Here is a 25368-nt window from a genome sequence, read left to right on the forward strand (position 1 = left end):
CGGACTGTGCGCTCAGGTTCGCACGGTCGAGCGCGCCTCGTCAAGGCGCTCCGCACCCGTGCGCGGATAGTTTGAGCCGGTTGCAACTATCCGCGCACGGGTGGGAAGCGCACGTCGAGCAGGACAGTCTGCGCGGCGAGCAGCTTGACTCGTGCGTCCGCGAGCGCGAACCACTCGATGCGGTCGATCTCGGGAAACGACTGCATCTTCCCCGACTTCGGTGGCCACTCCATCTCGAAGGTGTTGCTCGCCGCATCGGTGACGTCGATGTCCGCTTCGATCGCGAAGACCGTCACCACCTTTCCGCCCCGCTGCCGCACCTCGGGCAACAACACGAACTCGCCGACGGGCACCGCGAGACCGGTTTCCTCGACGAACTCCCGCTTCGCTGCGACCAGCGGTTCCTCGTCCGTGTACTCACCTTTGACGACCGACCACGCCCCGGCGTCCTTGCGTGCCCAGAACGGCCCACCGGGATGCGCTATCAGGACCTCGACGACGTCGCCACGCCGCCGGAACGGCAACAGTCCCGCGCTCGTTCTCGGCATCGACACAGCATAGGGCTCTCGGCACGACGCGCACCGCTATGTACGGTGGGTCGGACTGACCTGACTCGATTTCGCCGATGGAAAGGACCTCGTATGCCGCAGCCCACCCGCCTGGAGAAGAATCCGGAGAAGGGCTACGTCGCACTACTGGGCTGGAGTCTTGCTGCGGTCGAGGCGCTCGATGCCTTCGACCGGCGATACGTCGTCGTCGCCCCAGAATGGGCCGAGGAATACTGCACCGAACACGACATCCCGTACATTCCGTGGAACTTCGAGCGGCTCAACGACCGTTCTCTGGAGATCGCCGAGACGCTGCAGGACAAGGGAGTCGACGTCGCGATCCCGCTGTACGAGGAGACCGTCGAATGGGCCGGTGCGATCAACTCCGTGCTCCTCGGCAATCCCCGATTGTTCGGCCAGGCCATGTTGTTGCGCGACAAGTCGCTGATGAAGCGCCGCGCTCAGCTGGGCGGCATTCGCGTCGGCATCTTCGAGGAAGCGCACGACCGCGAGGACGTCATTCGATTCCTCCGACGGGTCAACCAGACACTGCTCAAACTCGACGGCGACCCCAACGACCCCATTCACTTGAAGGCATTCGACAAGGCAGGGTGCCTCGGGCACCGCGTCGTCAGGACGCCCGACGACGTCGACGCGATCCCGGACGAGGAGTTTCCGGTGCTGATGGAATCCCACCTCGACGGGTGGGAGTTCGCGGTGGAAGCGTGGATCCACGACGGAAAGATCAAGTTCCTCAACATCTCCGAGTACGTGACGCTCGGTTACTCGGTGTTCGTACCTGCGACACCGGAGCTCGAGCAGTACCGGCCGCAGATCACCGCTCAGATCGAAAAGCTCATCAAGACATTCGACATCGAGTTCGGATTCATCCATCCCGAGTACTTCGTCACGAGCGACGGCGAGATGTACTTCGGTGAAGTTGCCTATCGACCACCGGGTTTCAAGGTTTTCGAACTCCTCGAGCGGGCGTACGGATTCAACGCCTACCAGGGCCTCGCGCTGGCGTTCGACCCGAAGACCACCGAGGAGGAGATCGACGCCTTCTTCCCGAAAGAGGTCGTCGACGCGACGGGTCATGCCGGATGTTTCGGTGTCTATCCGCGTAGACGCGTCGTCAGTCAGCTGGAAATCCCCACGGAGACAGCCGAACACGACTACTACGAGACGAACGATCTGTCGGCGCCGGTCGAGGAGACCGTCACCAAGCGGACGGCCTTCGGCACGCACTGGGGTCTGCTGTACTTCTTCGGCGACGACCCGTACCGGATGCGTGACCTACTGAAACATCAGGAAGAACTGGACTTCTACGTGTGAGGCAGGATTTCGGGAACGCCGAGCAAGGTCCATCGCAGACGATGGATCCCCCCGTCGACCAGGCATTGCTGTCGCGCGTCGCTCAACTCGATCACGCGACCGAGGCGATGGCAGCCGCGCCCGATTTCTCCAAGGCCACGAAGGTGCGCCGGGTCCTCGACGCACTGCACCGGGTCCTGACGCAGCCGGGTGGGTGCGCCGCGGTGCGCGAGCGTGCCGCCGGACTCGAGGACGCCGGGCTGTTCCTCGGAACGGACTGGGCGCAGCCCGACATCCTGGTTCCCGCATACGTCGGACCGAGTCTGCGCAGTGGCGTCGTCGACACGGTGGTCCTGGAAGCGGCCAGCGAACTTCGCTTGGTCGCCATCGCCGCCGGCGACTACGAGCATCCTGCGATCACGGCCGAGGACGCGAAACGCTTTCTGTCGCAGATACTTGCGATGAATCTCGATGTGCTGTTCTCGCCGCCGTCCGAGGCAGAGCGAGTCCGGCTCGGACGCGTCGCACATCTGATTCGCGACCTGTTCGGGTACGTGGCAGACCAGATCGGCTACGAGAGTGTGCTGGGTGAGCTCACCGAGGAGATCTGGCGCATGTTGCGTCAGAGGCCTATTCAGGTCGATCACGTCAAGGCGATGGTCACTCGGATCGCGGTGTACCGCGAGGATCCCGACGTCGAACTGAACGCAGCGGGCCAGGGACTAGACCGATTGATCTCGGCTCTGTTCGGCCCGACCGAGGCGTGCCGCGAGGATCCGGGCGTCGACGTCTACCGCTCCCGTCTGGGCGCGATGGACACCGAAGGCCTCGAATTCGAGGCGCGCGGATTCGCACGAGCAATGCACGACACGGGTCTCGTGTCGCCATACCACGCGACGCTGACGCGCTTTCTGATCGAACACAATCCGTATCTTCTCGCCGAGGCCCTCGGCGTCTCGGAGACCGGTCGAACCTGCCTGCAGCGATATCAGGACCTGATCCACGCACTCGTCGGCGAGGCCGTCCACCCCGAGACTGCGCAATGCCTCTACGGAATCGCACTGATGCTCGACCGCGGCATCCTCCACGCGCCGCCGGTCGTCCCGTCGCTGTGGCGTCAGCTGGCATTGAAACTCGCGCCCGACGTTCGACAGCGTCTCGTCGACGTCTTCGGCCCGACGCCGGAGCCGGAGTCACGGCTGCTGGGCGGGTTGCTGTCGATGCTGGGCCAGCCGCTCGGCATCGGTCAGGGTGACAATCCGACGTGCCAGTCGGCACGCGCCCTGTCGATGTGGGCGTACAACGACCCCGACTACCTGCTGCAGATGGTCGTCTGGGCTGCACGCGACGACGAGATCGTCATGCATTTCGAGGGCCGACCGCTCTCGTCCAAGGACAGTGAAAGCGGAGTCGCGACGACGTCACCGGTCGACCTCGACCCCGTGTCCCAACTGTTGGTGCCTCACCTGGACCGGATCTATGCGGAGATGGGCCGACGGTGCGCGGACCGACCGGGCGACCCTCATCGTTGGATCAATCCCGAGTTCCACGGGTGGTGGTCGGCGCGCGGTTTCCACATCGACGTGGACGTGGCGACCGGCAATCTGATCGACGTCGAGGATTTCCTGCGCCGGTTCTACGCGTCGTACCACCTGGACTACAACGGCGGGCAGCGCCTGATCCACCCACAGCCGGCCGGTGTCGCAGTCACCGACACCGCGGGGCGCTACGTCGGCTGGCATGCCATCACGATCCTGCGCGTCGCACTCGATCCCGACGCCGTCATGCGTGTCTACTTCTTCAATCCCAACAACGACAGCGGCCAGGATTGGGGCGACGGCGTCGTGGTCGGAACGGCCGGGAACGGCGAGCGACCCGGCGAAGGCTCACTTCCGTTCGAACAGTTCGCCTCTCGGCTCTACATCTTCCACACCGATCCGCTCGAGAACGGCGAGCCCGACAGTGTTCCCGCAGCCGACATCGAGTCCGTCGTCGGCTACATCGAACGCAGCTGGGGCGTGGGCCGCATGCCGATCGGCGACGAGGTCACGGAGTAGGCGTCGGCGCTGCCGGGGTCGACGGTGACGTGCTCGGCGCTTCGGTGCTGGACGAGGGCGTCTGCTCGTCCGTGCGCTCGGGAACGCTCGCCGGGTTGCCGCCGGTGCCTGCTCCCGCACCGTAGAACGTCGGGATGATCGCTTTCAGCAACACGAGAGCCGACCCCTCCCCCGTCGGGACGGTGGCGAGGTTGGTTGCGATGACGATGGTCAGATCCGAGTTCGGGTCGTTGACGGCGACCGTCATGAAACCTGGAATCTGTCCGTCGTGGCCGAGCAGCGCAGGGCCGAATCTCGCGATGCCCAATCCGTATCCGGCGGTTTCCGGGGCTTGCGGCTCGATGGGCTGAATGCTGTCCAGCCTCGTCTTCTGCATGTCGTCGTTCAGCAGACCGCCGTCGACGAGAGCCTTGGTGTACGTGACCATGTCGCCGACCGTGGAGATCGCGCCGCCCGCCGTCCAGGTCCACGACGGGTTCATGTCCGTCTCGTCGTTCGGTTTCAGTGTTCCCTCCAGAGCTTCCGTTCGCTGTGGTTCGGGCAGCTCGAACGTGTCGATCGTGGACACGTTGGTGCCGAACGAATAGCCCTGCGGGTGCGGATCGGGTATCGACGAATCCGTGGCGACGGGAAGAGACGTGTGACTCATGCCGAGTGGTTCGAAGACCCTCTGCTGCAACGCTTCTGCAGCCGTCATGTCGGTCAGCTTCTCGATGACGAGACCGAGAAGGACGATATTGGTGTTGCTGTATTCGAACTCGGCACCCGGTTCGAAGTTCACCGGATGCGAGTACGCGATCGCGAGCAGCTCTTCCGGCGTCCACGCTTTCTGCGGATCGTTGTCGAGCGTCGCGTTGAACGCGGGATCGAAACTGTAGCTGTACAGTCCGCTACGCATCTCGGACAACTGCGCGATGGTGATGCGGTCACCGTTCGGGACGTTCTCCACGTACTTGGCAATGGGGTCGTCGAGTGCGAGTTTTCCCTCCTGCGCGAGTTGAAGAATGACCGTCGACGTCATGGTCTTGGTGTTGCTTCCGAACCGGAAGTACTCGTCGGCCGTCATCGGGCGATCTTCACCGATGACCTGTGTTCCGAAGGTGCCCGTCCAATTTCCTTGCGTCGGCGACTCGATGGTCACGACGGCGCCGGGGATGACGTTGTCGGTCATTGCCTTGTCGATAGTCGCCTGGACTTGTGCGACGTAGGACGGCTCGGCTTCCGCCGTCGAGGACTCGGTGGTCGAGGATTCGGACGTCGAATTGCCGCCGCTGTCACCGGATTCCGACGACGAGCTGCACCCCGTCGCGGCGACAAGGACGAGCGACACTGCCGACACGATCCATTTCGAACGACCCCGCATGGCTTCCCCTTACCGAATCTCACGCCGGTACCGAGCGGCTCGATCATAATGAAATTTCGGGCGGAAATGGTCGGTTCGGAAAAGCTCGATGGGCGGAACGTCCCGAACGGTGGGTCGGAAGTCCCTATCGCGCCGGGCGAGCGTGGCCTCAGGATGAATCCATGACACACGGGAGCGCCGCGGAAGAGAACGCGACTGTTGTCGGTGTCGACGATTCTCCGGCGAGTCTCGGTGCAGTGCGGTGGGCTGCAGCGGACTCGGCGTCGCGTGCAGGCACGCTGGTGTTGGTACACGCCGACCCGGGAATCGAAGTTTCGTTCTCCGATGCGATCAACTTGCGCGGCGGCCGTGTGGCGAGCGCACGATCCCGCGCACGTTCCACTCTGGAACGAAGTCGTATCGCCGCGGAGAGCGTTGCAGGCGAGTCGCTTTCGATCGAGAAAGTCCTCGCCGCAGGACGTCCTGCGGACGTTCTGACCGACTACGCGCGCGACGCGTGGATGGTCGTCGTCGGGTCGAAGGCGGCCAGCTCGAGGGGTGCCGGCAGCCTCGCCCGCGGCGTACTCGGTTCCGTGTGCGATCACGTTGCCGCACATGCACACTGCCCTGTCGTTCGCGTTCCGGAGGGGTATCGGCAGACGAAACCCGACTCGGCGAACCTCCCCGTGGTGGTGGGCCTGGACATCTCGGTGAACAACGACGCGATCCTGGCGGTCGCGTTCGATCAGGCGTCGCGCGGCGGCGTCGGCCTGAGGGTCGTCCATGCGCGTGCCGACACCGAATATCGCCTGGATCCCGGTCCGCCGGTGGAGTCGTGGCTCACCGAGGTCACGGCGCCGTGGTCGGAACGCTACCCGTCGGTCCCGGTATCGCCCGCCGTCGTCACGGACAAGGCGCCGCATGCCATCATCGAGGAATCGGGGCACGCGCAATCGATCGTCGTCGGCTCACCGAGCCGGGGCGCCATGGCCTCCGTCTTCACCGGATCCACGAGTCGCGCTGTGTTGCATCATTCTTCGGCGCCCACGATCGTCGTCCCTGTCGCCTCCCTGCACCACGCCCACTAACGGTGAGTCGTACGGGACACCCGCTGACGGGGCCCCTCGATCGACAGAACCGACGACACCTTCTGTCGCGGCGTACGAATTGCAGGTGTTCCCGCCGTAGGAGTGCCGATGCGAACGAGGACCTGCGGAATTCCGCCGTGCGGCGCGAGCGACGCAACGATCGCTCTACTGCTGGATTGTTCCGTCAGATGCGTGAGGGAGCACGTCGCGAATCCACGCACGGTCGCCTCGAGAAGCACCGCGGACAGAGCTCGTCCGCACCGCAGCCAATCGAGGGGTTCGTCGCCCCTGGTCGCCATCAACAAGACGGTCGACGCGTCCTCGGGCGGGACCTGGTCACCGCCGTCGCGAACCGGGAAGTCGCGGCCCATCCGCACGGCGGTCGCCGTCGCACGGTCCGAAAGCGCATGGGGCGGAACACCGTCCACATCGAACGAGTGACCGGACCACCACTTCAGTTCGGCCTGATACGTCGCGTCGTACTTCCTCGTGTTCGCGCTGGTCTTGGACGCCCCTTCGAGAACCTGCCTCGCACCGTCGGTCAACGCGGTCAGAATCGTCTGGTTGACGTCGGCTGCGCGACGCATCTCCGCGCCGACGACCAGATCCCGACGCACCGCGCCGAACGGTCGACGGTCCGTGTAGCGCCGGTTGATCGCCGTCAAGAGGTCGAACTCGTGCGAACGAGGTCGAGCGCCCGGCACGAAGCGAATCCGCGCGAGATGACGCGAACCACCGGGCGTCGGGAACGTCTCGATCTCCGTCGTCCACCTCGATGCTTCGGCGGCCTTCTGCAGATGATCCAGCGCCGCACCGCAACTGATCAGCATCTGCCGACCCATGGGATCGATCACGTCCAACAATCTGGTTCGGTCGGAGTAGAGATCGAGGCACCCGTTCGAGTACTTCCACGTCCATGGCTGACTGTTGTGTACCGAGGGTGCGCGGCACGCGAGTTCGACGAGCATCGCGACCACGGCCGCATCGGGTCCGACGTTCACTGGCGGCCTCCCTGAATCGACACGAACAGCCGAGTCGGCGCGACGAGGCGCCGCCGACTTCTCCACTGTCGACGCGGCCCGCACACCTCGACAGGGGCCATCGTCATCGATTTCGGGGACTTGTTCCAGCGTGCACCGCCGAGTACGTCAGTATGCTTTCCTCCACAGGTGAATCTTCAGGAGCAGCCGTGATCACTGTATTCCTCGTCGACGATCATGAGATCGTTCGTCGTGGCCTCATCGACCTCATCGATTCGGACCCGGAGCTGACCGTCACCGGTGAGGCCGGTTCGATGAGTAACGCCCTCGCCCGCATCCCTGCGTTACGCCCCGATGTCGCCGTACTCGACGTTCAATTGCCCGACGGCAACGGCGTCGAGCTGTGCCGCGAGCTGATGTCGACGATGCCGGATCTGAACTGTCTGATGTTGACGTCGTTCACCGAGGACCAGGCGATGCTCGACGCGATACTCGCCGGCGCCAAGGGATACATCGTCAAGGACATCAAAGGGATGGACCTGACGTCGGCGATCAAGGACGTCGGAATGGGCAAGTCGCTACTCGACAACAGAGCCGCCGCAGTCTTGATGGAAAAGCTGCGTTCGAACGACGAGCAGCAGGGGCCGCTGGCAGACCTGACCGACCGCGAACGGACTCTGCTGGGACTGCTCGGTGAAGGCTTGACCAATCGTCAAATTGCCGAGCGTATGTTCCTGGCGGAGAAAACTGTCAAGAATTATGTTTCACGACTCCTTGCCAAACTCGGAATGGAGAGAAGGACGCAGGCAGCAGTCTACGCGTCGAAAATGTACGACTGACCTTTCAGAATTGTTTCCGACCCCGTTCCGCCCGTCATTCTTCACGCGCATACTGAAGAAATGGCGGGTACAGGGGGTGCCGACAGGCGGGCGGTTGCACAAGATCTGCAAGACACGCTCTCGCAGATGCGTCTACATGAACTTCTGGGCGAACTCGGTGACCACATCGGCAAGATCACGCAGGCGCGCGAGCAGTTCGACGGTATGCTTCGGTCCATGCTGGCCATTTCCTCGAGCCTCGATCTCGATGCAACGTTGCGTGCGATCGTGAAGTCGGCAATCGAATTGGTCGACGCGAAATATGGCGCACTCGGAGTTCGCGGTGAGAATCACGATCTTCGTTCCTTCATCTTCGACGGCATCGACGAAAAAACGGCGGCCGAGATCGGACCTCTACCCACCGGCGGTGGCGTACTCGGGCTGCTGATCGACGATCCGAAGCCGCTTCGTCTGCGCGATCTGTCGGCACATTCGTCTTCCATCGGGTTCCCAGCTCACCATCCGCCCATGAGAACCTTCCTCGGCGTTCCCATTCGAACTCGGGACGAAATCTTCGGCAATTTGTATCTGACGGAGAAGCACGACGGACAGGAATTCACCGATGACGACGAGTCCGTGCTACTGGCACTGGCGTCCGCAGCCGGAACCGCAATCGAGAATGCGCGGCTGTACGAGGAAGCACGCACGCGGCAATCCTGGATCGAGGCGACGCGTGACATAGCCACCGAATTGCTCGAGGGCACCGACCCGGACATCGTACTGCAGTCCGTGGCGAACAAGGCGTGTGATCTGACATCGGGAGATGTGGCATTCATTGCCGTGCCGGCGAATTCGGATGCCGCCCCGGAAGACACGACAGAGCTGATCGTGCGTGTCGCGTCGGGGCGATCACCGACGTTCGACGAAGACGTGTTGGGTACCGTTATTCCCGTTCACGGCTCGTCGTCCGGGGCGTCCTTCAGTTCGGGACGGCCCGTTCGCACCGAGCAGCTCGAGTATGATGTGACCGCGGGCGTTCCGGAGAAGTACGGTCCCGCCCTCATATCTCCCCTTCGGGCACGTGATCGCGTGACAGGCGTTCTGGTGGTGTTACGCAGGCAGGACGCGGAGCCCTTCACCGATATGCAACTGGAGTTGATCACCGCATTCGGTGATCAAGCCGCGTTGACAGTCCAGGCCGCGGACTCGGCACGGCGCCTGCGAGAATTCGACGTCCTCTCGGACCGCGAACGAATTGCGAGAGAACTGCACGATCACGTCATCCAACGCATTTTCGCCGCCGGCCTTTCGTTGCAGAGCACGGCGCAGCGTGCATCCTCGCCGGAAATCAAGAGCCGCCTCGCCACCACGATCGACGATCTGCAGGACACGGTGCAGGACATCAGGTCTGCGATTTTCGATCTTCAATCGGTCGATCACGGCGCCGACGTACTTCGACGCCAGATCAACGAGGTAATCGACGAGATGGTCGACGACTCCGGCTTACGAACCACGGTACGGGTCAGCGGCCCGTTGTCGGTCGTGGGCGCGTCTCTCGCCGCCAATGCACTGGCTGTCCTCCGTGAGGCGATCAGCAACTGCGTCCGACACGCGAACGCCAAGACGATCGTCGTCACCATCACGGTCGGCGACGATTTGACTATCGACGTGACCGACGACGGGCGCGGCATTCCCGACAGCGTGTCCGCGAGCGGACTGAGGAATTTACGACGCCGCGCCGAGGAATGCGGCGGTGACATGACGATCGGTCCGGCGAGCGAGTCGGGCGGAACGACGTTGCGATGGTGGGCGCCCCTCCCCTGACCGGCGGGACCTTCGACCCTAGCCCGAATCTCGTTGTGGGAGTTGGCTTGAACGGTACGTGATACACGTGTGGGCCGACCCACGTCGATCGACCCTCCACCCCCTCGAGGAGATGAGATCCATGTCGACATCGGCGAATCTATCCATGCACAACCATCCCGATATCGCGGCGCTGCGCGATCACTACGACGAAGCATTCGGACGGCCGACAGGACAGGTGACCGACGGCCTGTTGATGCTGTCCGGGTTTTGTCGTTCGTCGTGCCGATACTCGGGATCTGGCTCATCGTCTCCCCCTGGGTCATCTCGGACGTGTCGACGACACCCGGAATGATCTGGTCCAACGTCGTCGCCGGTGCCCTCGTCCTCGTGCTCGGTGCGATCACGACGGCGATGGGGATGACCCGCTTGTTCGAGTCACGGCGTCGTCACGAACCGTGAGGTGAGTCGCTTCCCGTCGGCCACGGTGGCGCGCGTTCAGTACGACGACGGTGCACCTGCGGGTTCGATCCCGTGGTGCAGCCTCGCGACATCGGGGTGCGCCCTGGTTCGCGATTTCCACGCGTTCTCGCCGTACGTGTCGTAGATCGGATTGTCCGGGTCGGCCTCGACGCCGCGCGAGTGCGCTGCCAGGTCCGACGGGAGCTCGATGATCTCGATCTTCGCGTCGAGCGTCGGGTTCAGGAAGTACGGGATCGACAGACGGTCCGTACCCGGACGGGGCGCGCGAACGCGGTGCTGCGTAGCGCGGAGGTAGCCGTTGGTCGCCACCTCGAGCAGTTCGCCGATGTTGACGATGAACGCGCCGTCGACCGGCGGCACGTCGACCCATTCGCCCGGTGCGAGCTCGACCTGCAGACCCTCGGATCGGGGCTCGACCAGCAACAGCGTCAGCACGCCCGAATCCTTGTGTGCGCCGACGCCCTGGGACGTGTCCGAAGCGCCTTCGTAGCGAACGACTTTCAGCAATGTCGCCGGTAGATCGGCGAAAGCGTCGTCGAAATGCCCTTCCTCGGCACCGAGTGACACCGCCCAGTGACGCAGGAGCCTGAGCCCGACGTCGGACAGCGTGTCGTTCCACGCGTCGAACGCCGCCTGGAATCGCGGAAGCGCCGACGGCCACAGGTTCGGGCCCTGCAGATTCCAGTAGCCCTTCGCGTCGACGACGACGTCTCGTTCGGGTCCGATGTCGATCTGTTCACGCCAGTCGACGCGGCCGTTGGTCAACTCACCGCCCAACCTCGAGTACCCCCTGAACTGAGGGCTTTTCAGCTGACTTATCTCGTCTTTCGCTTCCTGCGGCAGTGCGAAGAACTCACGTGCCAGTCCGAGCACCTCCTGAATGCGGTCGGTGCCTACGCCATGGCCGATGAGATAGAAGAATCCCGACTCATGCGCTGCCTCGCGGAGCGAGACACGAAACGCATCGGGGTCGGTATCGGCGGTCGACAGATCGAGAACAGGGAGCATGTCGTCACTGTCCTCTCGGTGACGTTTCACGGCAACCGGTCGCCGTCCATTCACGTCGCAGTCGAGTTGCGCGTTTACGTCTGCATCGGTGCGGGTCCGGCGTGAGCTAGTTTGAAACCGATGCGAATCGCGGTGGTGGAAGACGACGACGGCGTAGGTGACGCGCTGGTCGATGCCCTGCGAGAAGTCGGCCACACACCGACCCGGATGCGGCGCGGCGCGGACCTGCTCCTCGGATACCGCACCGTCGATCTCGTACTGCTCGACCTCGGACTCCCGGACATGGACGGGCTGGAGACCTTGCGCAAGCTCCGCACGCTGAGCGCTGTGCCCGTCGTCGTGTTGACCGCGCGCGACGACGAGCGCTCGGTGGTCCGCGCGCTGCGAGGCGGGGCCGACGACTACGTCGTCAAGCCTGCTCGACTGGGCGAGCTCCATGCTCGACTCGAAGTCGCAGCGCGCAAGCATGCCGCGTCGACGGAACCCGATGCCGACGCGCTGGTTCTCGGTGACATCGTCGTCGATCTCGCGGGACGTGGCGTCGAAGTCGGCGGCCGGCCGGTGTCGCTGACGAACAAGGAATTCGAACTCCTGGCGCACCTCGTCACGCGGCGCGGTGAAGCCGTCAGCCGGGAACAACTGATGGACTCCATCTGGGGCGACGCGTACGTGGCCATCTCACGCACGCTCGACGTTCACATGACGGCGTTGCGTTCCAAGCTCGGACGCCCTGGCGCTATCGTGACGATCCGCGGGTTCGGCTACCGCTGGGACACCTGACGTGCGCCTGCGTGTTCTTGCGGTACTCGTGATCTTCTCGACGGTCGTCGTCCTCGGACTTGCCGCGCCTCTCGCAGTGCTGGTCGGGCAGGAACGCGCACAGAGGTTCGGCGAGAGCCGCGACGCGGCGGCGACCTTCTTCGCCAATCTCAGTTCACGCGAGGGTGATTCAGGGCTTCCACGACTGCGAGAAGCAGTGGAGCGTTACCACGATCTGTACGACGAAGGAGCGGCCGTCGTCGACCGCACCGGGGCAGTTCGTGCGTCGTCCGGACTCGACGTGAGCAGCCCCGAGATACAGGAGGCCATCACCGGGGCACTGCGCAATCAACGAGGAGACGTCCCGTCGAGTCTGACCCCGTGGTCTCGATCCTCGGTGTTGATCGCGGCCCCGGTCGGGGTGGGTGCACAGGTCGACGGCGCCGTCGTCATCGATGCGTCCACCGACGCCGCACGCAAGGACGTCGCCCGCGCCTGGCTGGTCATCGCGCTGGGAGCAGTGCTGGTACTCGTCGCCGTCACCGCCATCGCTGCGGCGTTGTCGCGCTGGGTGATTCGGCCGTTGACCCAGTTGTCCACTCGGGTCCATTCGTTCGGCGACAAGTTCGTCGAACAGTTTCCACCGCAGCTCGACCTACCTCGTGACCGCACCGAATCTCGTGCCGGGAACTACCTCGGACCGCCGGAGGTCCGCGAACTGACCGAGGCCTTCGACGCCATGGCCGACGACGTCGAGGCAGCAACCGCGGCCCAGCGTCGACTCGTCGCCGACACAGCGCACGCACTTCGAAACCCGTTGGCAGCGGTGCGAATGCGGCTCGACCTGTTGGGCATGAAGATCCCGGAATCCGCGGCCGACGTCCATCGCAAGACGACGCTCGAAGTCGACCGTCTCGATTCCATCGTCGCGGACCTTCTCGCACTCGCCGCCGCCGAGGCGCCCGTTCGTCGCGACGATCCGCCCGTGGAGTGCGATGTCGCAGCAGTGATCGACGATCGCGTCGAATTCTGGTCGAGCACAATGACTTCTGCGGGCATGGACATACACGTCGTCGTCGACGAGGCACGCCAGGCCGCGCTCCGCGAGGACGACCTGGTCCGTATCCTCGACGCGCTGCTGAACAACGCGGCGAAGTACGCCGGCGCCGGCGCGCGCGTCGAGATCGGGTGCCGTTCCACCACCTCTCGCACCTCGATCTGGGTGGCCGATACCGGACCGGGAGTGCCGGAGACAGAACTGCCCATGCTGTTTCGCCGCTTCTACCGGTCGTCCGACGCGCATGGCTCAGGAACAGGTCTCGGGCTTGCCATCGTGCATGCACTCGTCGAGCGGGCAGGCGGAACGTCGACGGTCAGCGCGAACGAGCCGTCGGGACTGCGAATCGATCTCGAGATTCCGGTCGGCGACGTACTTTCCTAAGGGACTGTTAGGAAAGCCGGAATGATTTCCTTCGAGGCTGTGGCTTCGTTCACAGTGGTGACACCTGAGTTAGCGGCCTCGTCCGGAAACTCACCCTCTCACCCGCATCACGTGGAAGGAACGCCTCATGGCCAACCAGGCCACCCCGACCGCAGGTTCACCGTCGAACCCGCCGGTCTCGTCCCCAGCCGCCACCCGGCGGGCAGTGTTCAACACACTGCGCGGGTCGTCGGGCAACCTCGTCGAGTGGTACGACGTCTACGTCTACACCGTCTTCGCGAGCTACTTCGAAAGCCAGTTCTTCGACTCGGAGGACAAGAACTCGACCGTGTACGTGTACGCGATCTTCGCGGTCACGTTCCTGATGCGACCCGTCGGATCGTGGTTCTTCGGACGCTACGCCGACCGCAACGGTCGACGCGCCGCCCTTACGTTCAGCGTCTCTCTGATGGCGGCATGCTCGCTGGTCATCGCCCTGACGCCGGGACGTGAGAGCATCGGCGTGTGGGCCGCGGTGATCCTCGTCCTGTGCAGACTCGTCCAGGGCTTCGCCACCGGCGGCGAATACGGTGCGTCGGCGACGTACATGTCCGAGGCGGCGACGCGTGAACGCCGCGGATTCTTCTCGTCGTTCCAGTACGTCACCCTGATCGGTGGGCACGTCCTCGCCCAGGTGACGCTGCTGCTGATGCAGGTCTTCCTCGATCGCGACCAGATCGAGGAGTTCGGTTGGCGAATCGCGTTCCTCATCGGTGGTGTCGCAGCGGTCGTGGTGTTCTGGCTGCGTCGCAGCATGGACGAGTCGCTCACGAAGGATCAGCTCGACGCCGTCAAGGCCGGGCAGGACACGTCGTCCGGCTCGATGAAGGAACTGCTCGTCCGGTACTGGCGTCCGCTGCTGGTCTGCTTCGGCGTGACGATCGGTGGCACCATCGCGTTCTACACCTACAGCGTCAACGCGCCTGCCATGGTCAAGACCGCGTACGAGGACCGGGGCATGACCGGCACGTGGATCAATCTGTTCGGTCTCGTCTTCCTGATGCTGCTGCAACCCATCGGCGGACTCATCAGCGACAAGGTGGGACGCAAGCCGCTGCTCGTGTTCTTCGGAATCGGTGGCGTCGTCTACACCTACGTGCTGATCACCTACCTGCCGACCGCCACGTCGGTCGTCGAATCGCTCGCACTCGTCTGCGTCGGCTACGTCATCCTGACCGGTTACACGTCGATCAACGCGATCGTGAAAGCCGAGCTGTTCCCGTCGCACATTCGCGCCCTGGGCGTCGGACTCGGATACGCCCTCGCGAACTCCGCGTTCGGTGGCACGGCTCCGTTGATCTACCAGGCCGCCAAGAACAGCGGGCACGTTCCGTGGTTCATCGTCTACGTGACGGTCGTCATCGCCGTGTCGCTTCTCGTGTACATCTTCGTGCTGCGCAACAAGTCCGAGACCGTGCTGGACCGAGAGCAAGGTCGGGCGTACGCGAGCCAGTCCTAGAGTAGAGACCATGTCCCGACCCGCAGATCTGTTCGATCGCCGAACGGCTCTGCGGGCGGCGGGGCTTCTTGCGGCGACTGCAGCCGCCGCAGCATGCTCATCGGGGTCATCTCCCGAGTTACGTCTTGCCGCCGGAGAAGTCGGCGGGTTCTTCTGGGAATTCTCCGGCCTTCTCGCCGACGCTGCCGCCGAAGCGAACGCGGCACGAATCGTTCCGATCACCACGGCGGGTTCCGTCGACAATCTCGACGCACTTCGGTCCGGAAGTGCCGATCTGGCAATGACTCTCGCCGATACCGCCTACGAGAGCATCGGCGACGACCTCACAGCCATCGGCTGCGTCTACGAGAACTACTTCCAGATCGCCGTGCGTCACGACTCACCCGTCTACGCGGCGAGCGATCTCCGCGGCAGAACAGTCAGTGGCGGGGCCGTCGGATCCGGCGCCGCGCTGGTGACGGAGAGAGTGCTCGACGCGGCCGGCCTGTCCGCGCCGGGCACCGTCGAGGTGATTCAGCTGTCGATGCAGGATGCCGCACGAGCCTTGTCCGCCAACGAGATCGACGCGGTCATGTGGGCGGGTGGACTACCCACCCCTGCGTTCGCGGATCCGCCCATCGACATTCGACTGCTCGACCTGAGCACTGTTGTCGCCGATCTGAGGCGCAGGTTCGGTACCGCGTACGAGGCTGTTCCCGTGCCCGTCGACGTCTACGGACGGCACGCGGCCGTGACGACGGTCGGGATACCGAACCTGCTGCTAGCACGTTCCAGCGTTCCCGACCGGACGGCCGCGCGCCTGGTGGATCTGTTGCTCGATCGATCGTCGGCTCTGGTTCCTCGGCAGGCGATCGGGAGCCAGTTTCTCGACGCCCAGTCGTTGATCATGACGGGCGCTGTCCCCCTGCACCCCGGCGCTGAAGCGGAGTACAGAGGGCGGCACGGGTAGGCGCGTATCAGGACGTGGCTTCGGCTGCGAGTCGCCCGAGGGTGTCCGTCAGCTGCTCCTTCGTGACGAGGGGGAACTTCACCTGCTCGAGCAGCTTCTTGTCGGTCACGTTCGACCAGTCGTAGGTGTGGCGCACCAATGTCTCGTTCGGTCCCTGAGACTCCAACTCCCACAACCATTCCCAACCGGGAGGCTCGGTTCCGGCAGGAGCGGTCTTCCACGCCAGCAGCTTGTCCTTCGCGTAACCGGTGACGTGGTTGTCGGTCTGGTATTCGCCGCCCATGTGGTCACCCTGCATGTTCATCGTGAACTTCTCGCCGACGGCCTTGATCCGATCGGCGTGATCGACGCTGCGGACGAAGCCGGAGCCGTCGAGCGCCGGGTGACGCTCCGGATTGGACAGGACGTCGAAAACCGCGTCGACGGGCGCTTCGATGACGCGTTCGACAGTGACTTTGGTGTTGTCGCTCATGACTGGACTGTGCCCGGTTCGGGATTCCGGCAAACGCGCGTGGCCGCTGTGAGACATAAGTACCGCGCCTTCGGGTATCCGCTTCGGACGTACGTGGACTCGAAGGAGGAACACCGTGACGGACAAGATCGAACGAGCACAAGAGGCCATCGACGAAGCCAAGCGCTACACCGACGAGGGGCTGCCCGAGTCGAGCGTGTCCAAGAGCGACCCGGACACACGGGACGACGACGAGTCCGGTCCCGCGGAGGCTGTCTCGAACGTCGCCGACGAGTTCCAGAACAACGATCGGGACGAATAGAACGAAGAGGCCCCCGAGCCGCTGATGGCAGCTCGGGGGCTTCTGTTGTGCGCCCGAAGGGATTCGAACCCCTAACCTCTTGGTAGTAGCTCGAAGGATTTCGCGGATCAACCTGGATCCACATAGACCGTTTGAGCTGGCGATTCCTGGGATCGAGTGTCCACCGGCGGCTGGGTAGGTCCACCCGCGTTGGCTCCAAAGTGTTGAGTAAGTGTTGAGCCGATTCCGGGGTCGAGCGACTTCCGTGGTCTGACGTAGTCCATGCAAGTTCGGGCGGCGAGCAGTCCGTTCCGATTTGACTACATCGCGTCTTGACAGACCGAGGAAACTTGGTCGGATCCGTTCGAGAGTCGAGTGTTCACGGGCAGCTGTACGCCGCGGATATTCTGCGCCGCGGCGATCCGCGTCACGCAGTCCATTCAACTCACCGATAACCGGCGAGGATCGAGATCGTCGAACCGGTGGTGGCGCCGTACACCAGGTGTGCACTCAAGTCTTTGCACAGTGTTCTCGCGTCGTACTGCCAGATTGGCTTGTACAACCGAAGTGTGCCGAGCACCGCGTAGGACTGCAGCCACACCATCGTGCCGAAGAGCGCCCCGGCGACAATAGGACTGTTCAGACGGTTAGGACCTCGGACACTGTAAAGCATGCCCCAGCCGATGCCGGTTGCCCAGTGCATCGCGTTGCTGGCTGTCCGTGCATGCGTCGGTGCCAGGTCTCGATGGAAGATTCGCTTCGCGATGATTTGGCCAACCGCTGCCGGCGCCGGAGCATCCGTCCAGCTGTCCAGCCCAGCGGACGTCTCCCACGCCAGAAACGACGCTTTGCCATCAGAGCGTGTGTAGCGCTCGAACCACAGCAGGTCCATGGCGATTGTGCCCAAGGCGCCGGCGATAGCGCCCCGAACGACATGCGCGACGACTTTCCCATTATCTTCCATACCATCGATTCTCTCCAGAACCTCGGTGATATCGCTTCGGTCGAATGACTCGAATTCGGAACGAACGACGGCGCAACTCGAACAGGTCAGACCGCTCCGCCTTCGTGAGCGATGCACGTTGGTACGTTGCGGCGACACCTCGTCGGCATGACTGAGTGGCGGGACGCCGGGTGGGCCCCGACAACGAACCCGGAGTCCCGCCTAATGGCCTGTCACCGTAGCGGTGTGATTCCTTGCGCGCCGCGCGGGAATGTCGCCAATGTTGCTTCGTCGATGTTCAAGTGTGCAGCCACCAAGGAAGGCGGAATATGGCTCAGCCAGTTGGCGAGCGAGACCTCTTCGTACTTGTCCGTCCTGAACACTTCGATGAACTGCAGCACGTCGTCACCGGTGTTCTCGACGTAGTGACCGTAGTTCTTACGAACTACGCCGACGTCGCCCGGACGGAAGTCGGTGGTGTTGGCATGTGGCCCGGTGTTGAACACTGTCATCCGGGCCGATCCGCGGAGATAGTACTGCCACTCGTCGCCGTTAGGGTGCCAGTGCAGCTCGCGCATCGATCCTGGTTGCACGGTCACCAGCGCCGCGGCGACCGTACTCGACATCGGGAAGTTCGTGCTGTCGGCGACCTGGATGCTCCCGCCGCTGTTCTCGATCAGAGGCTTGGACCGGGAGAGCCGGAAGATCACTGGCTCGGTTCCCCATTCGACGCCGGCAGCGGCCTGATCGTCGGTTAGGGGCCCTGGTTCGTCACCGGGGAAGATCCAAAGGTTATGCAGGGGAATGTCTTTGAATACTTCCTGAGCGACGCCGAAGTTCTTCGCGAGCACCTCTGGCGGTGTGTGGGCGAACCATTCGGTCAGCAGCAGGGTGTTGCTTTCGGACTGGTCACCGTTGTCGAAAGCGAGAACGAATTCTGCCCCGTCCGGTCCGAGTCCTTGCAGTGAATGGGGTGTCCCGGCCGGGAAAAACCACAGATCGCCTTCTTCGACGTCCTCGACGCTGGGGAGGCCATTACGGCCGATCGTGGTCACACGGCACTTTCCGCGGGTCATTACTGCCCATTCGGCGGTCTGATGCCAGTGGAGCTCTCGTATACCTCCCGGTTCGAGGTACATGTTCACACCGGCGATCTCGTCGGAGATCGCAAAATCCTGCTTGGTGAGTTCGCGCGCCCATCCCCCCGCTTGAATACGCCGCGAGGAGATGTTGAACGAAGACCAGAAGAACGGTTGCGTACTGACATCTGTTGCTGGAGGGTAAATCTGATTCGGGAACTGGCTGTCCATGACCGGGTTTCGCGGGCCGGTCATCTGCGTGCTCATGGGGTGGCCGACTGTGTTGATGACCCCTTCCGGCGGCAGGTCCGGGTTACCCAGTGAGGGTTCTTCATGATGTGGTGCGTCCGTCGATGCCATGGCTGCTCTCTCCTTCGAATGCCTTCGAACAGGTCCGTTCGGGTACGTCCTGTCGCCCTACTAGACCGGTCAGCGGGCGGGTGCGTCCTGATGCAAATGACTCGCTGAAATACCCGGTGGTTGGTCGAGATCCGGCAGGCGATATTGGCGAACCCGCACCGCGGACGTTGGGTGTCCCCACACCACCTGGCAGGGAGGATGCCCACCGCACAGTTGCCCGATCTGCACGAAGAAGGACTCATTCACCCCCGTCACCGCATCTGTGACGCGTCCCTCGACTGATGAACGCACCCAGCGTGATGGTTGATGCGGCAACCACCGTGGTTGTTATCTAAAATCGGACGACGGTATCGGGACACGGATGAGCATCACCTCGACAGTTCGCGGTCGGGTCGGTGGTCAGTCATCGGGTGTGTATCCAGCGGATCTCTGGAGAGTGGGGGCGGTGCGTGGTGACCAAGAAGACGGTGGATGCCGGGGACCAGGCAGCCGAGGTCAACGTTGAGGTACCGGCCTCCAGAGTCCGCTTGTCATCGGGAAAGTCGTCCGGACGTTTCAACTTCCCGATTCGTGGGCGCGTACGCGAAACTGGGGCGATCGGTTTAGGAATCGACGAGACGCTGTCCGGCAGACGGTCGGTGACGGTACTGGTCGGCGATCCGGGAATCGGTAAAACCCGTCTGCTTCAATATGCACTCGAGGCAGCGACATCACGTGGACTTTCAACGATGGTCGTCGCCCCGGAGATCGAATCGTCTCTCATCCCCCTGGGCGCACTGATCGACGCTGGGCTCCGAAGTGAACTGTTCAGCCCCGATCAGTTGGAATCAGTGTTGGCTGGCGCGTCTCCGCAGTACGGGCTGACCAGACTGTTCTCCGATGCGCTCGAAATCGCATCCAGGGACGCCGGCGTGGTGGTCGCCATCGACGATCTTCAGTGGCTCGACGTAGGTTCCCTGGGCGCCATCACCGCCTTGATCCGCGATACACAGGGTGTTCCCGTCTACTGGATTCTGGCTACCCGCACTGGCGTCTACAGTGCTGCCCATCAACGATTCATGTCGCAAATCGCCAGCTTCACAACACCTCTCGAATTGCCTCCGCTCAGCAAACTGGCTGTCGGAACGATGACACAAGATGCAGTCGGCGGTGCCGCAGGACCAGGGTTGCAGGACGCGGTCAAGAAGGCGGAGGGCCTTCCGCTTCTGGTTCTCGAGATGCTCCGCGGGCTCGAAGAAGAGGGACTGCTCGTTCCTGTCGACGGGCAGATCGAGATCGTGGACGACACCGTTCCCGCCCGATTCGGGACGTCGGCACGCGAACGTCTGACCCATGTGAGCCCGGACGCCCTACGTATCGCCCAAGTCGCCAGTCTTTACGGCCGCGAGTTCACGATCAAGGGTGTTCTCGAAGTTCTCGACCAGACAGCGGTCTCGGCGGCACCGGCGATCCAGGAGTTGCTCAATCACGAATTCATCGTCGACACGGGAACAAAGTTCGCGTTTCGTCACGACACCGTGCAGGCGGCTGCCGCCGACAGCCTGCCACCGAGTCTGCGCCGAGCGATGGGCAGAGAAGTGCTGCACAAACGCCTGCACTCGGGCGAGAGTGTCAGCGCTCTGGCGGCGATGATTGCCTCGGTCGCCGAGGCCGGGGACGACGATTCCATCGAGTTGCTGTTCGACGCGGCGAGCAAACTGTCGACTACCGATACGCAGGGCGCGGCAGACCTGATTATCCACGGTGCACGCCTGGCCGTGGGCCGGACATTACACGCCGAGCGGATCGCGGAGTTGCTTCCGCTCGTCCTCGCCGCGGGCCGACCGGACGACGCCGGCCAGATCAGCAACATGCTGCTGCCACTGCTCAGCCCGGACTCACGCGCTCGCGTGGGTTTGGCCGTCGCCCGCCAGCTCACCGAGTCCGACTTCCAGAGGGCTATCGACGAGACGACCGCAGCACTGGCAATTCCAGGAGTCTCCGACGAGACGAAAGTCCAGCTCCTAGCAGTTCGTGCACTGAACTACGCCAACAAAGCCGATGCAGTCGGGCTACGTCGAAGCCTCCAAGAAGCACGCGAGGTTGCCGACGACGAACGTGACGGCCTGGCACTCGCGACGATCGATGCCACCGAATCGGTGCTGCTGTTCAACCAAAACCAATTTCACGCGGCCGACAGGCTGCAACGGCAAGCCCTCGACCGCATGGTCCGGGACGGGAATGCCGTCGGTCTCTGGCTCCCTGAAGGTCTGTGGATGGCGTTCATGCGAAACAGCCTCGGCCACGGTGTGGAAGCGCTGAGAATCATCGAAACAGGGCTGATCGAGGCAAGCGTAGCGAGCAACGTGATCGCCGAGGCCTACTGGATGATGGTGCGCGCACGTACACTTTTCGACCTCGGACGTCTCGAAGAAGCACGAACACAAGCCGAGACGGTTCTGGACCTCGCGTCGGACCTGGGTCTTGGCGACTTCACGAACGCCACCGCGGGCATCGTGCTTCACCGAGTCGCGATCTACACAGGCGACAACGAACTACTCGAATCCACGCGCCCGCTCGTGGAACAACTTGCGCGCAGCACAGGTTTGACCAGGACCGGACGATGGAGTCTCGCCATCGAAGCAATCGTTGCAGGCGACCTCTACACCGCATACGACCTGTCCGCGCTTGCGCGCGAATCGTTGACGGACCCCATCCCCTCGATGAACACACCCGCAGACTTCGCCGACGACATCACGCTGGCATACGTCTGCTCAGAACTGGGCGAAACAGCACCCCTTGACGTGATCGTCGACGTCACCAAGGACCGAGCTACTCGAAATCCCGGGAACGACCTCGTACAAGCGGTTGCAGCCGCTACGGATGGTATCCGCGAACGTTCCGCGAAAAAGCTGCTAAACGCCGTCGTGCCGCTGCAATCTGCCGGTCGGCCATTGGTCGAGGCGCAGCTGCTGGAATGCGCAGTCCTGTACGGGCTCGACAAAGAAGCCATGACCACCGCGTTGGTGCGGGCGCTGGACATCTACGAAGGATCGGGTGCAACGCGGGCAGCCAGCCGAGTTCTGCAAACGTTGCGGCACAGGGGCGTGCGTACCCGCTTGAAATCGAAAGTCGAGGACACCAGCGGACTGACTCTGCGCGAGCATCAGGTCGCCGAACGAATTGCGGCCGGCTTGACCACCAAGCAGATCGCACTGGACCTGGCCCTGTCTCCTCACACCGTGGTCACCCACATCCGTCACATTTACGAAAAATGGGGAATCAACACCCGCAGAGAGGTCGCCCAACGCTTCCGAGACTTGGCCGAACAAAACGGCAAGCATGTCTCGCCACCGACTATCGCGTGACGATACTCACCAAGAATGCCGCTGAAGCAGGATTGAACACCCGCCGAGGTGGGTAATACAGCAGTTTGTTCACCGCTTCGCCCGACCATGCGATGTAGGTGACCCAAACATGCGATGTACGCGCTTCTGACTCGATTTAGTGTTTTGCCGACACAGTGGGCACGAGTGAGGAGGGCAACCATGCAGGAACGCGAGCCCGCCGCGCAGCCGCTGATCGGACGCGACGGTCTACTCGACGAATCCCGCCGGTGCCTGGCACCCGAGCCCGGCCACCGGCGAATCATCATGATCACCGGTGGCCGAGGGATGGGAAAGTCTGCGCTTGCCAACGCAATCGGTCACGCCGCTCGCGGGCGCGGTCACCTCGTACACGCGGTGCACTGCGGCGCCGGAACAGACAGCGCAGAGCAGATCCTTGGCGCGATCGACCTGGCATGTACACCGGCACCCGCCGGCAGTCTTTCCGCTGCTGCGCCCGGCAACACGCCCGTACTGCTGCTGATCGACGACTTCCATCATCTGTCTCCGGTGGACCGCGACATTGTCGCGGTTCGCATCAAAGCCGCTGTGTACGACCATGATGTCCGGTGCATCGCCACCTTCACAGAGATGACCCCGCCGTGCGTCTGGCGCGAGTTCTCGATGCACACCCTGCAACCGATGACCACTGACGAAATCGGTGCACTACTGCAGCACAGAGGTTTTAGAGCGGGGACGATGGACGTGCGAGAGTTGCACGCCCGTGCCGGCGGTAATCCACTGGCAGCGATCGAACTCGCGCGCAGCGAGACCGGTCGTGTCAACCTCGACCTGACCCCCGTTCCGGTCGTAACCGGCCTCCTCAGGAACGCGGGAAGGCAGGTCGTCGACACTTTCCACCCGGCCGAGCGGACCGCTGTTCTGCGAGATGTTCTTCTGCAGAACGTTGTTCGTGCGATTCAGGAAGGTGACGTCGCGCCGGACATCGGGCGCCGCGCACGCGGTGCCGCGTCGGCCGATGCGACCGCACGACTGCTCATCCATGCCGAGGCAACCACCGAGGAACTACTCACTGCACACCACGAGCTCGCCGCCGACCGTACGCTCCCCAATCACGTTCGCTTGCTTCATCAATCCCTTGCGACCGACACCTCGAACGACGATTTGGCAGACCGTCTCGAATTTCTCGCCGAGGATCTCGTTGCAGCACTGAGGTACCGATCTGCTGTCCTGGTGTTGTGCCGCGCGGCTGCCGTCGCCGCCGAGACCTCCCGTACATCGATGCTCCTCGCACGAGCCGGATCGATCGCAGCATTTGCCGGGTATCTGTCTCTTGCGCGCGCAGTCGTGGCCCGGGAGAGAAGTCACTCGTACCGGTCCGATGCCGCAGGCATGGCCGCCACCACAGCATTTCTGGAGTTCGTCTCCGGAGGAGACATCCGATCGGTGCTCGATGAGGTCATGATCTCGGTCGATGCGCTGACGCAGCCCGCGCATCCGGATTCACTCAACCAGTTGATCGCATCCTGCTTCGCCTACGCGGTGACCGACGGCGATGTCGACGCTCTCGGGCGGGCCGCTGAGATGGCCGATGCCTTCCAGCACGCGTTGGACCCGATCAACGTCCTTCTGAGCCGAACTTTGACACAGACCGGTTCTGCGGCGGCGTGCGCGCTCGACGATCGTGCCCTGCAGGGTGCGGTGTTGGCCTCGTTGCGCGGCGGGGAGCCGTGGAAGCCCGCGCTACTGCATCTCGCTCTGCCTTTCCTGTCGTGGCACCCTCGTCAATATCGGTGGCTCAACGAGCGCTTCGACTTGCGAACACGTCTGTGTCCCATCACTGCCGAAATTGCGTCGATGAAAAACGAAGCGGCTTCGGTCGATCGGGGACAATACAAGTCCGCCGACACCGACGCCCTGGGCGCGCCTGGTGAGCGGAAGCAGTCACCAGGTCTTTTCGGCGTGCACAGGCAGACACTCGATCTGCTCACGGCCACTCTGCGCGGCGATCTCTCAACGAAGTATCAGTGTTCGATGGACGCGGTAGCCAATGTCGCAGCGGACGTCTACGGTGCCGCGGCAGTCATCGACCTGGTCTCGCGCAATCGACACGAAGCAGCCTTCGAACAGGTGCGGTACAACGAGGTGTCGGTAGTTCGGTGGCTGCGTAGTCCCTACGGTCCGCTGGAGATGATCGATTTCGTCGAATGCTCTGTACGACTGGGCCGACCGCACGACGGTCTCGTGTATCTCGACGGGGTGCGCGCCGGAAAGCCCAATTTCTGGTCGATGCGTCATGCGGCACTGATGTTGGCTGCGGAGGCAATCCTGGCCGAGAACGACAACGATGCGTTGTTCGAGCTTGCGCTCGGAGAGATCCGAAAGGTGGGTTGGTCGTTCGATCTACCTCGGGTAGCACTGGCCTACGGGGAGTGGCTGCGACGCAATCATCGCATCCTCGACAGTCGCCGCCAGTTGACGCACGCAGCGGATCTGTTCGACCGGCTCGGCGCCGAACCATGGACGCGACGGGCCGAAGAGGAACTACGCGCGGCAGGCACTGCGCAGCGCGATTCGACCGGGTTCACATTCGCCGAGCTGACTGGGCAGGAACATCGAATCGCGTCGATGGCTGCATCAGGGCTGACCAACAAAGAAATCGGGCTGCAGTTGTACTTGTCGGCCCGCACCGTCAGCGGCCATCTGTATCGCGCATTTCCCAAGCTCCAAATCACAAAACGCTCCGCGCTGCGTGATGCGTTGATCCGCTACGACGAGCAGATGAGCCCCGAGGAATCGTCGATGGCCGGGTGAATGCGG

Annotated in this window: 20 protein-coding genes; 13 read left to right on the forward strand and 7 right to left on the reverse strand. The window is 63.2% G+C overall.

The window, feature by feature from the left end; all coding sequences use genetic code 11:
• Positions 1 to 86 precede the first annotated feature (86 nt).
• Positions 87 to 548, reverse strand: coding sequence for an NUDIX domain-containing protein (locus HQ354_RS06885; protein ID WP_167678210.1), 462 nt, complete (start codon positions 546 to 548; stop codon positions 87 to 89).
• A 93-nt stretch (positions 549 to 641) separates the two neighbouring features.
• Here HQ354_RS06885 and HQ354_RS06890 point away from each other — a divergent pair, with 93 nt between their 5' ends.
• Together HQ354_RS06890 and HQ354_RS06895 are read left to right on the forward strand one after the other, a co-directional pair.
• Complete coding sequence (locus HQ354_RS06890; RefSeq protein WP_068423415.1) at positions 642 to 1883, forward strand: acetyl-CoA carboxylase biotin carboxylase subunit family protein; 1242 nt, start codon at positions 642 to 644, stop codon at positions 1881 to 1883.
• A gap of 41 nt (positions 1884 to 1924) precedes the next feature.
• Positions 1925 to 3919: a hypothetical protein gene (locus tag HQ354_RS06895; RefSeq protein ID WP_068423413.1), complete on the forward strand. Its 1995-nt coding sequence runs from the start codon at positions 1925 to 1927 to the stop codon at positions 3917 to 3919.
• Here HQ354_RS06895 and HQ354_RS06900 read toward each other — a convergent pair.
• Positions 3909 to 5282 carry a serine hydrolase gene (locus HQ354_RS06900; protein ID WP_068423411.1) on the reverse strand — a complete coding sequence of 458 codons (1374 nt, stop codon included), beginning with the start codon at positions 5280 to 5282 and terminating at the stop codon, positions 3909 to 3911. The two genes, HQ354_RS06895 and HQ354_RS06900, sit on opposite strands and share 11 nt — an antisense overlap.
• Positions 5283 to 5443: 161 nt before the next feature.
• Here HQ354_RS06900 and HQ354_RS06905 point away from each other — a divergent pair, with 161 nt between their 5' ends.
• Positions 5444 to 6349 carry a universal stress protein gene (locus HQ354_RS06905; protein WP_167678208.1) on the forward strand — a complete coding sequence of 302 codons (906 nt, stop codon included), beginning with the start codon at positions 5444 to 5446 and terminating at the stop codon, positions 6347 to 6349.
• Here HQ354_RS06905 and HQ354_RS06910 read toward each other — a convergent pair.
• Positions 6346 to 7350, reverse strand: coding sequence for a hypothetical protein (locus HQ354_RS06910; protein WP_308115134.1), 1005 nt, complete (start codon positions 7348 to 7350; stop codon positions 6346 to 6348). The genes HQ354_RS06905 and HQ354_RS06910 overlap by 4 nt on opposite strands.
• Positions 7351 to 7538: 188 nt before the next feature.
• On the opposite strand from HQ354_RS06910, the gene HQ354_RS06915 reads away from it, so the two are divergent.
• From HQ354_RS06915 to HQ354_RS25500, 3 genes are all read left to right on the forward strand, one after another.
• Positions 7539 to 8168 (forward strand): response regulator transcription factor, encoded by a 630-nt coding sequence (locus tag HQ354_RS06915; protein WP_068423407.1) that lies wholly within the window; start codon positions 7539 to 7541, stop codon positions 8166 to 8168.
• Positions 8169 to 8228: 60 nt separating this feature from the next.
• Positions 8229 to 9971 (forward strand): GAF domain-containing sensor histidine kinase, encoded by a 1743-nt coding sequence (locus tag HQ354_RS06920; protein ID WP_167678206.1) that lies wholly within the window; start codon positions 8229 to 8231, stop codon positions 9969 to 9971.
• Positions 9972 to 10232: 261 nt separating this feature from the next.
• On the forward strand, positions 10233 to 10412 hold the full coding sequence (locus HQ354_RS25500) for an SPW repeat protein (protein ID WP_308115135.1): 180 nt from the start codon (positions 10233 to 10235) through the stop codon (positions 10410 to 10412).
• A gap of 36 nt (positions 10413 to 10448) precedes the next feature.
• Here HQ354_RS25500 and HQ354_RS06930 read toward each other — a convergent pair whose 3' ends face one another.
• Positions 10449 to 11441, reverse strand: a complete 993-nt coding sequence (locus HQ354_RS06930) for an isopenicillin N synthase family oxygenase (RefSeq protein WP_167678204.1) — start codon at positions 11439 to 11441, stop codon at positions 10449 to 10451.
• A 120-nt stretch (positions 11442 to 11561) separates the two neighbouring features.
• Between HQ354_RS06930 and HQ354_RS06935 the strand changes: the two genes are divergently transcribed.
• The 4 genes from HQ354_RS06935 to HQ354_RS06950 all read left to right on the forward strand — a co-directional run bounded on the left by HQ354_RS06935 (position 11562) and on the right by HQ354_RS06950 (position 16088).
• Complete coding sequence (locus HQ354_RS06935; protein WP_068423401.1) at positions 11562 to 12221, forward strand: response regulator transcription factor; 660 nt, start codon at positions 11562 to 11564, stop codon at positions 12219 to 12221.
• A 1-nt stretch (position 12222) separates the two neighbouring features.
• Positions 12223 to 13641, forward strand: coding sequence for a HAMP domain-containing sensor histidine kinase (locus tag HQ354_RS06940; RefSeq protein WP_222634360.1), 1419 nt, complete (start codon positions 12223 to 12225; stop codon positions 13639 to 13641).
• Between the two features lie 127 nt (positions 13642 to 13768).
• Positions 13769 to 15139 (forward strand): MFS transporter, encoded by a 1371-nt coding sequence (locus HQ354_RS06945; RefSeq protein ID WP_068423398.1) that lies wholly within the window; start codon positions 13769 to 13771, stop codon positions 15137 to 15139.
• Positions 15140 to 15149: 10 nt separating this feature from the next.
• Positions 15150 to 16088 (forward strand): TAXI family TRAP transporter solute-binding subunit, encoded by a 939-nt coding sequence (locus tag HQ354_RS06950; protein ID WP_068423396.1) that lies wholly within the window; start codon positions 15150 to 15152, stop codon positions 16086 to 16088.
• A 7-nt stretch (positions 16089 to 16095) separates the two neighbouring features.
• Here the strand turns inward: HQ354_RS06950 and HQ354_RS06955 are convergent, their stop codons facing one another.
• A complete protein-coding gene (locus tag HQ354_RS06955) occupies positions 16096 to 16560 on the reverse strand; it encodes an SRPBCC family protein (protein WP_068423394.1) in 465 nt (154 codons plus the stop codon).
• Positions 16561 to 16675: 115 nt separating this feature from the next.
• On the opposite strand from HQ354_RS06955, the gene HQ354_RS06960 reads away from it, so the two are divergent.
• On the forward strand, positions 16676 to 16861 hold the full coding sequence (locus HQ354_RS06960; protein ID WP_068423393.1) for a hypothetical protein: 186 nt from the start codon (positions 16676 to 16678) through the stop codon (positions 16859 to 16861).
• 424 nt (positions 16862 to 17285) lie between these two features.
• Here HQ354_RS06960 and HQ354_RS06965 read toward each other — a convergent pair whose 3' ends face one another.
• Both HQ354_RS06965 and HQ354_RS06970 read right to left on the reverse strand, forming a co-directional pair.
• On the reverse strand, positions 17286 to 17804 hold the full coding sequence (locus HQ354_RS06965; protein WP_068423392.1) for a hypothetical protein: 519 nt from the start codon (positions 17802 to 17804) through the stop codon (positions 17286 to 17288).
• Positions 17805 to 18016: 212 nt separating this feature from the next.
• Positions 18017 to 19222, reverse strand: a complete 1206-nt coding sequence (locus HQ354_RS06970; RefSeq protein WP_068423391.1) for a cupin domain-containing protein — start codon at positions 19220 to 19222, stop codon at positions 18017 to 18019.
• A gap of 452 nt (positions 19223 to 19674) precedes the next feature.
• On the opposite strand from HQ354_RS06970, the gene HQ354_RS06975 reads away from it, so the two are divergent.
• Together HQ354_RS06975 and HQ354_RS06980 are read left to right on the forward strand one after the other, a co-directional pair.
• Positions 19675 to 22569: an AAA family ATPase gene (locus HQ354_RS06975; RefSeq protein ID WP_222634359.1), complete on the forward strand. Its 2895-nt coding sequence runs from the start codon at positions 19675 to 19677 to the stop codon at positions 22567 to 22569.
• Between the two features lie 180 nt (positions 22570 to 22749).
• Positions 22750 to 25362, forward strand: a complete 2613-nt coding sequence (locus HQ354_RS06980; protein WP_068423389.1) for a LuxR family transcriptional regulator — start codon at positions 22750 to 22752, stop codon at positions 25360 to 25362.
• Positions 25363 to 25368 lie beyond the last annotated feature (6 nt).

This window comes from Rhodococcus sp. BP-261 (assembly GCF_019835205.1).
GTDB classification, from domain to species: domain Bacteria; phylum Actinomycetota; class Actinomycetes; order Mycobacteriales; family Mycobacteriaceae; genus Rhodococcoides; species Rhodococcoides kyotonensis_B.

Coding starts and splice junctions, on each gene's coding strand:
- HQ354_RS06950 (WP_068423396.1), top strand. CDS start 15,150: ATGTCCCGACCCGCAGATCTGTTCGATCGCCGAACGGCTCTGCGGGCG.
- HQ354_RS06905 (WP_167678208.1), top strand. CDS start 5,444: ATGACACACGGGAGCGCCGCGGAAGAGAACGCGACTGTTGTCGGTGTC.
- HQ354_RS06935 (WP_068423401.1), top strand. CDS start 11,562: ATGCGAATCGCGGTGGTGGAAGACGACGACGGCGTAGGTGACGCGCTG.
- HQ354_RS06900 (WP_068423411.1), bottom strand. CDS start 5,282: ATGCGGGGTCGTTCGAAATGGATCGTGTCGGCAGTGTCGCTCGTCCTT.
- HQ354_RS06965 (WP_068423392.1), bottom strand. CDS start 17,804: ATGGAAGATAATGGGAAAGTCGTCGCGCATGTCGTTCGGGGCGCTATC.
- HQ354_RS06895 (WP_068423413.1), top strand. CDS start 1,925: ATGGATCCCCCCGTCGACCAGGCATTGCTGTCGCGCGTCGCTCAACTC.
- HQ354_RS06930 (WP_167678204.1), bottom strand. CDS start 11,441: ATGCTCCCTGTTCTCGATCTGTCGACCGCCGATACCGACCCCGATGCG.
- HQ354_RS06885 (WP_167678210.1), bottom strand. CDS start 548: ATGCCGAGAACGAGCGCGGGACTGTTGCCGTTCCGGCGGCGTGGCGAC.
- HQ354_RS06955 (WP_068423394.1), bottom strand. CDS start 16,560: ATGAGCGACAACACCAAAGTCACTGTCGAACGCGTCATCGAAGCGCCC.
- HQ354_RS06890 (WP_068423415.1), top strand. CDS start 642: ATGCCGCAGCCCACCCGCCTGGAGAAGAATCCGGAGAAGGGCTACGTC.
- HQ354_RS06945 (WP_068423398.1), top strand. CDS start 13,769: ATGGCCAACCAGGCCACCCCGACCGCAGGTTCACCGTCGAACCCGCCG.
- HQ354_RS06980 (WP_068423389.1), top strand. CDS start 22,750: ATGCAGGAACGCGAGCCCGCCGCGCAGCCGCTGATCGGACGCGACGGT.
- HQ354_RS06970 (WP_068423391.1), bottom strand. CDS start 19,222: ATGGCATCGACGGACGCACCACATCATGAAGAACCCTCACTGGGTAAC.
- HQ354_RS06920 (WP_167678206.1), top strand. CDS start 8,229: ATGGCGGGTACAGGGGGTGCCGACAGGCGGGCGGTTGCACAAGATCTG.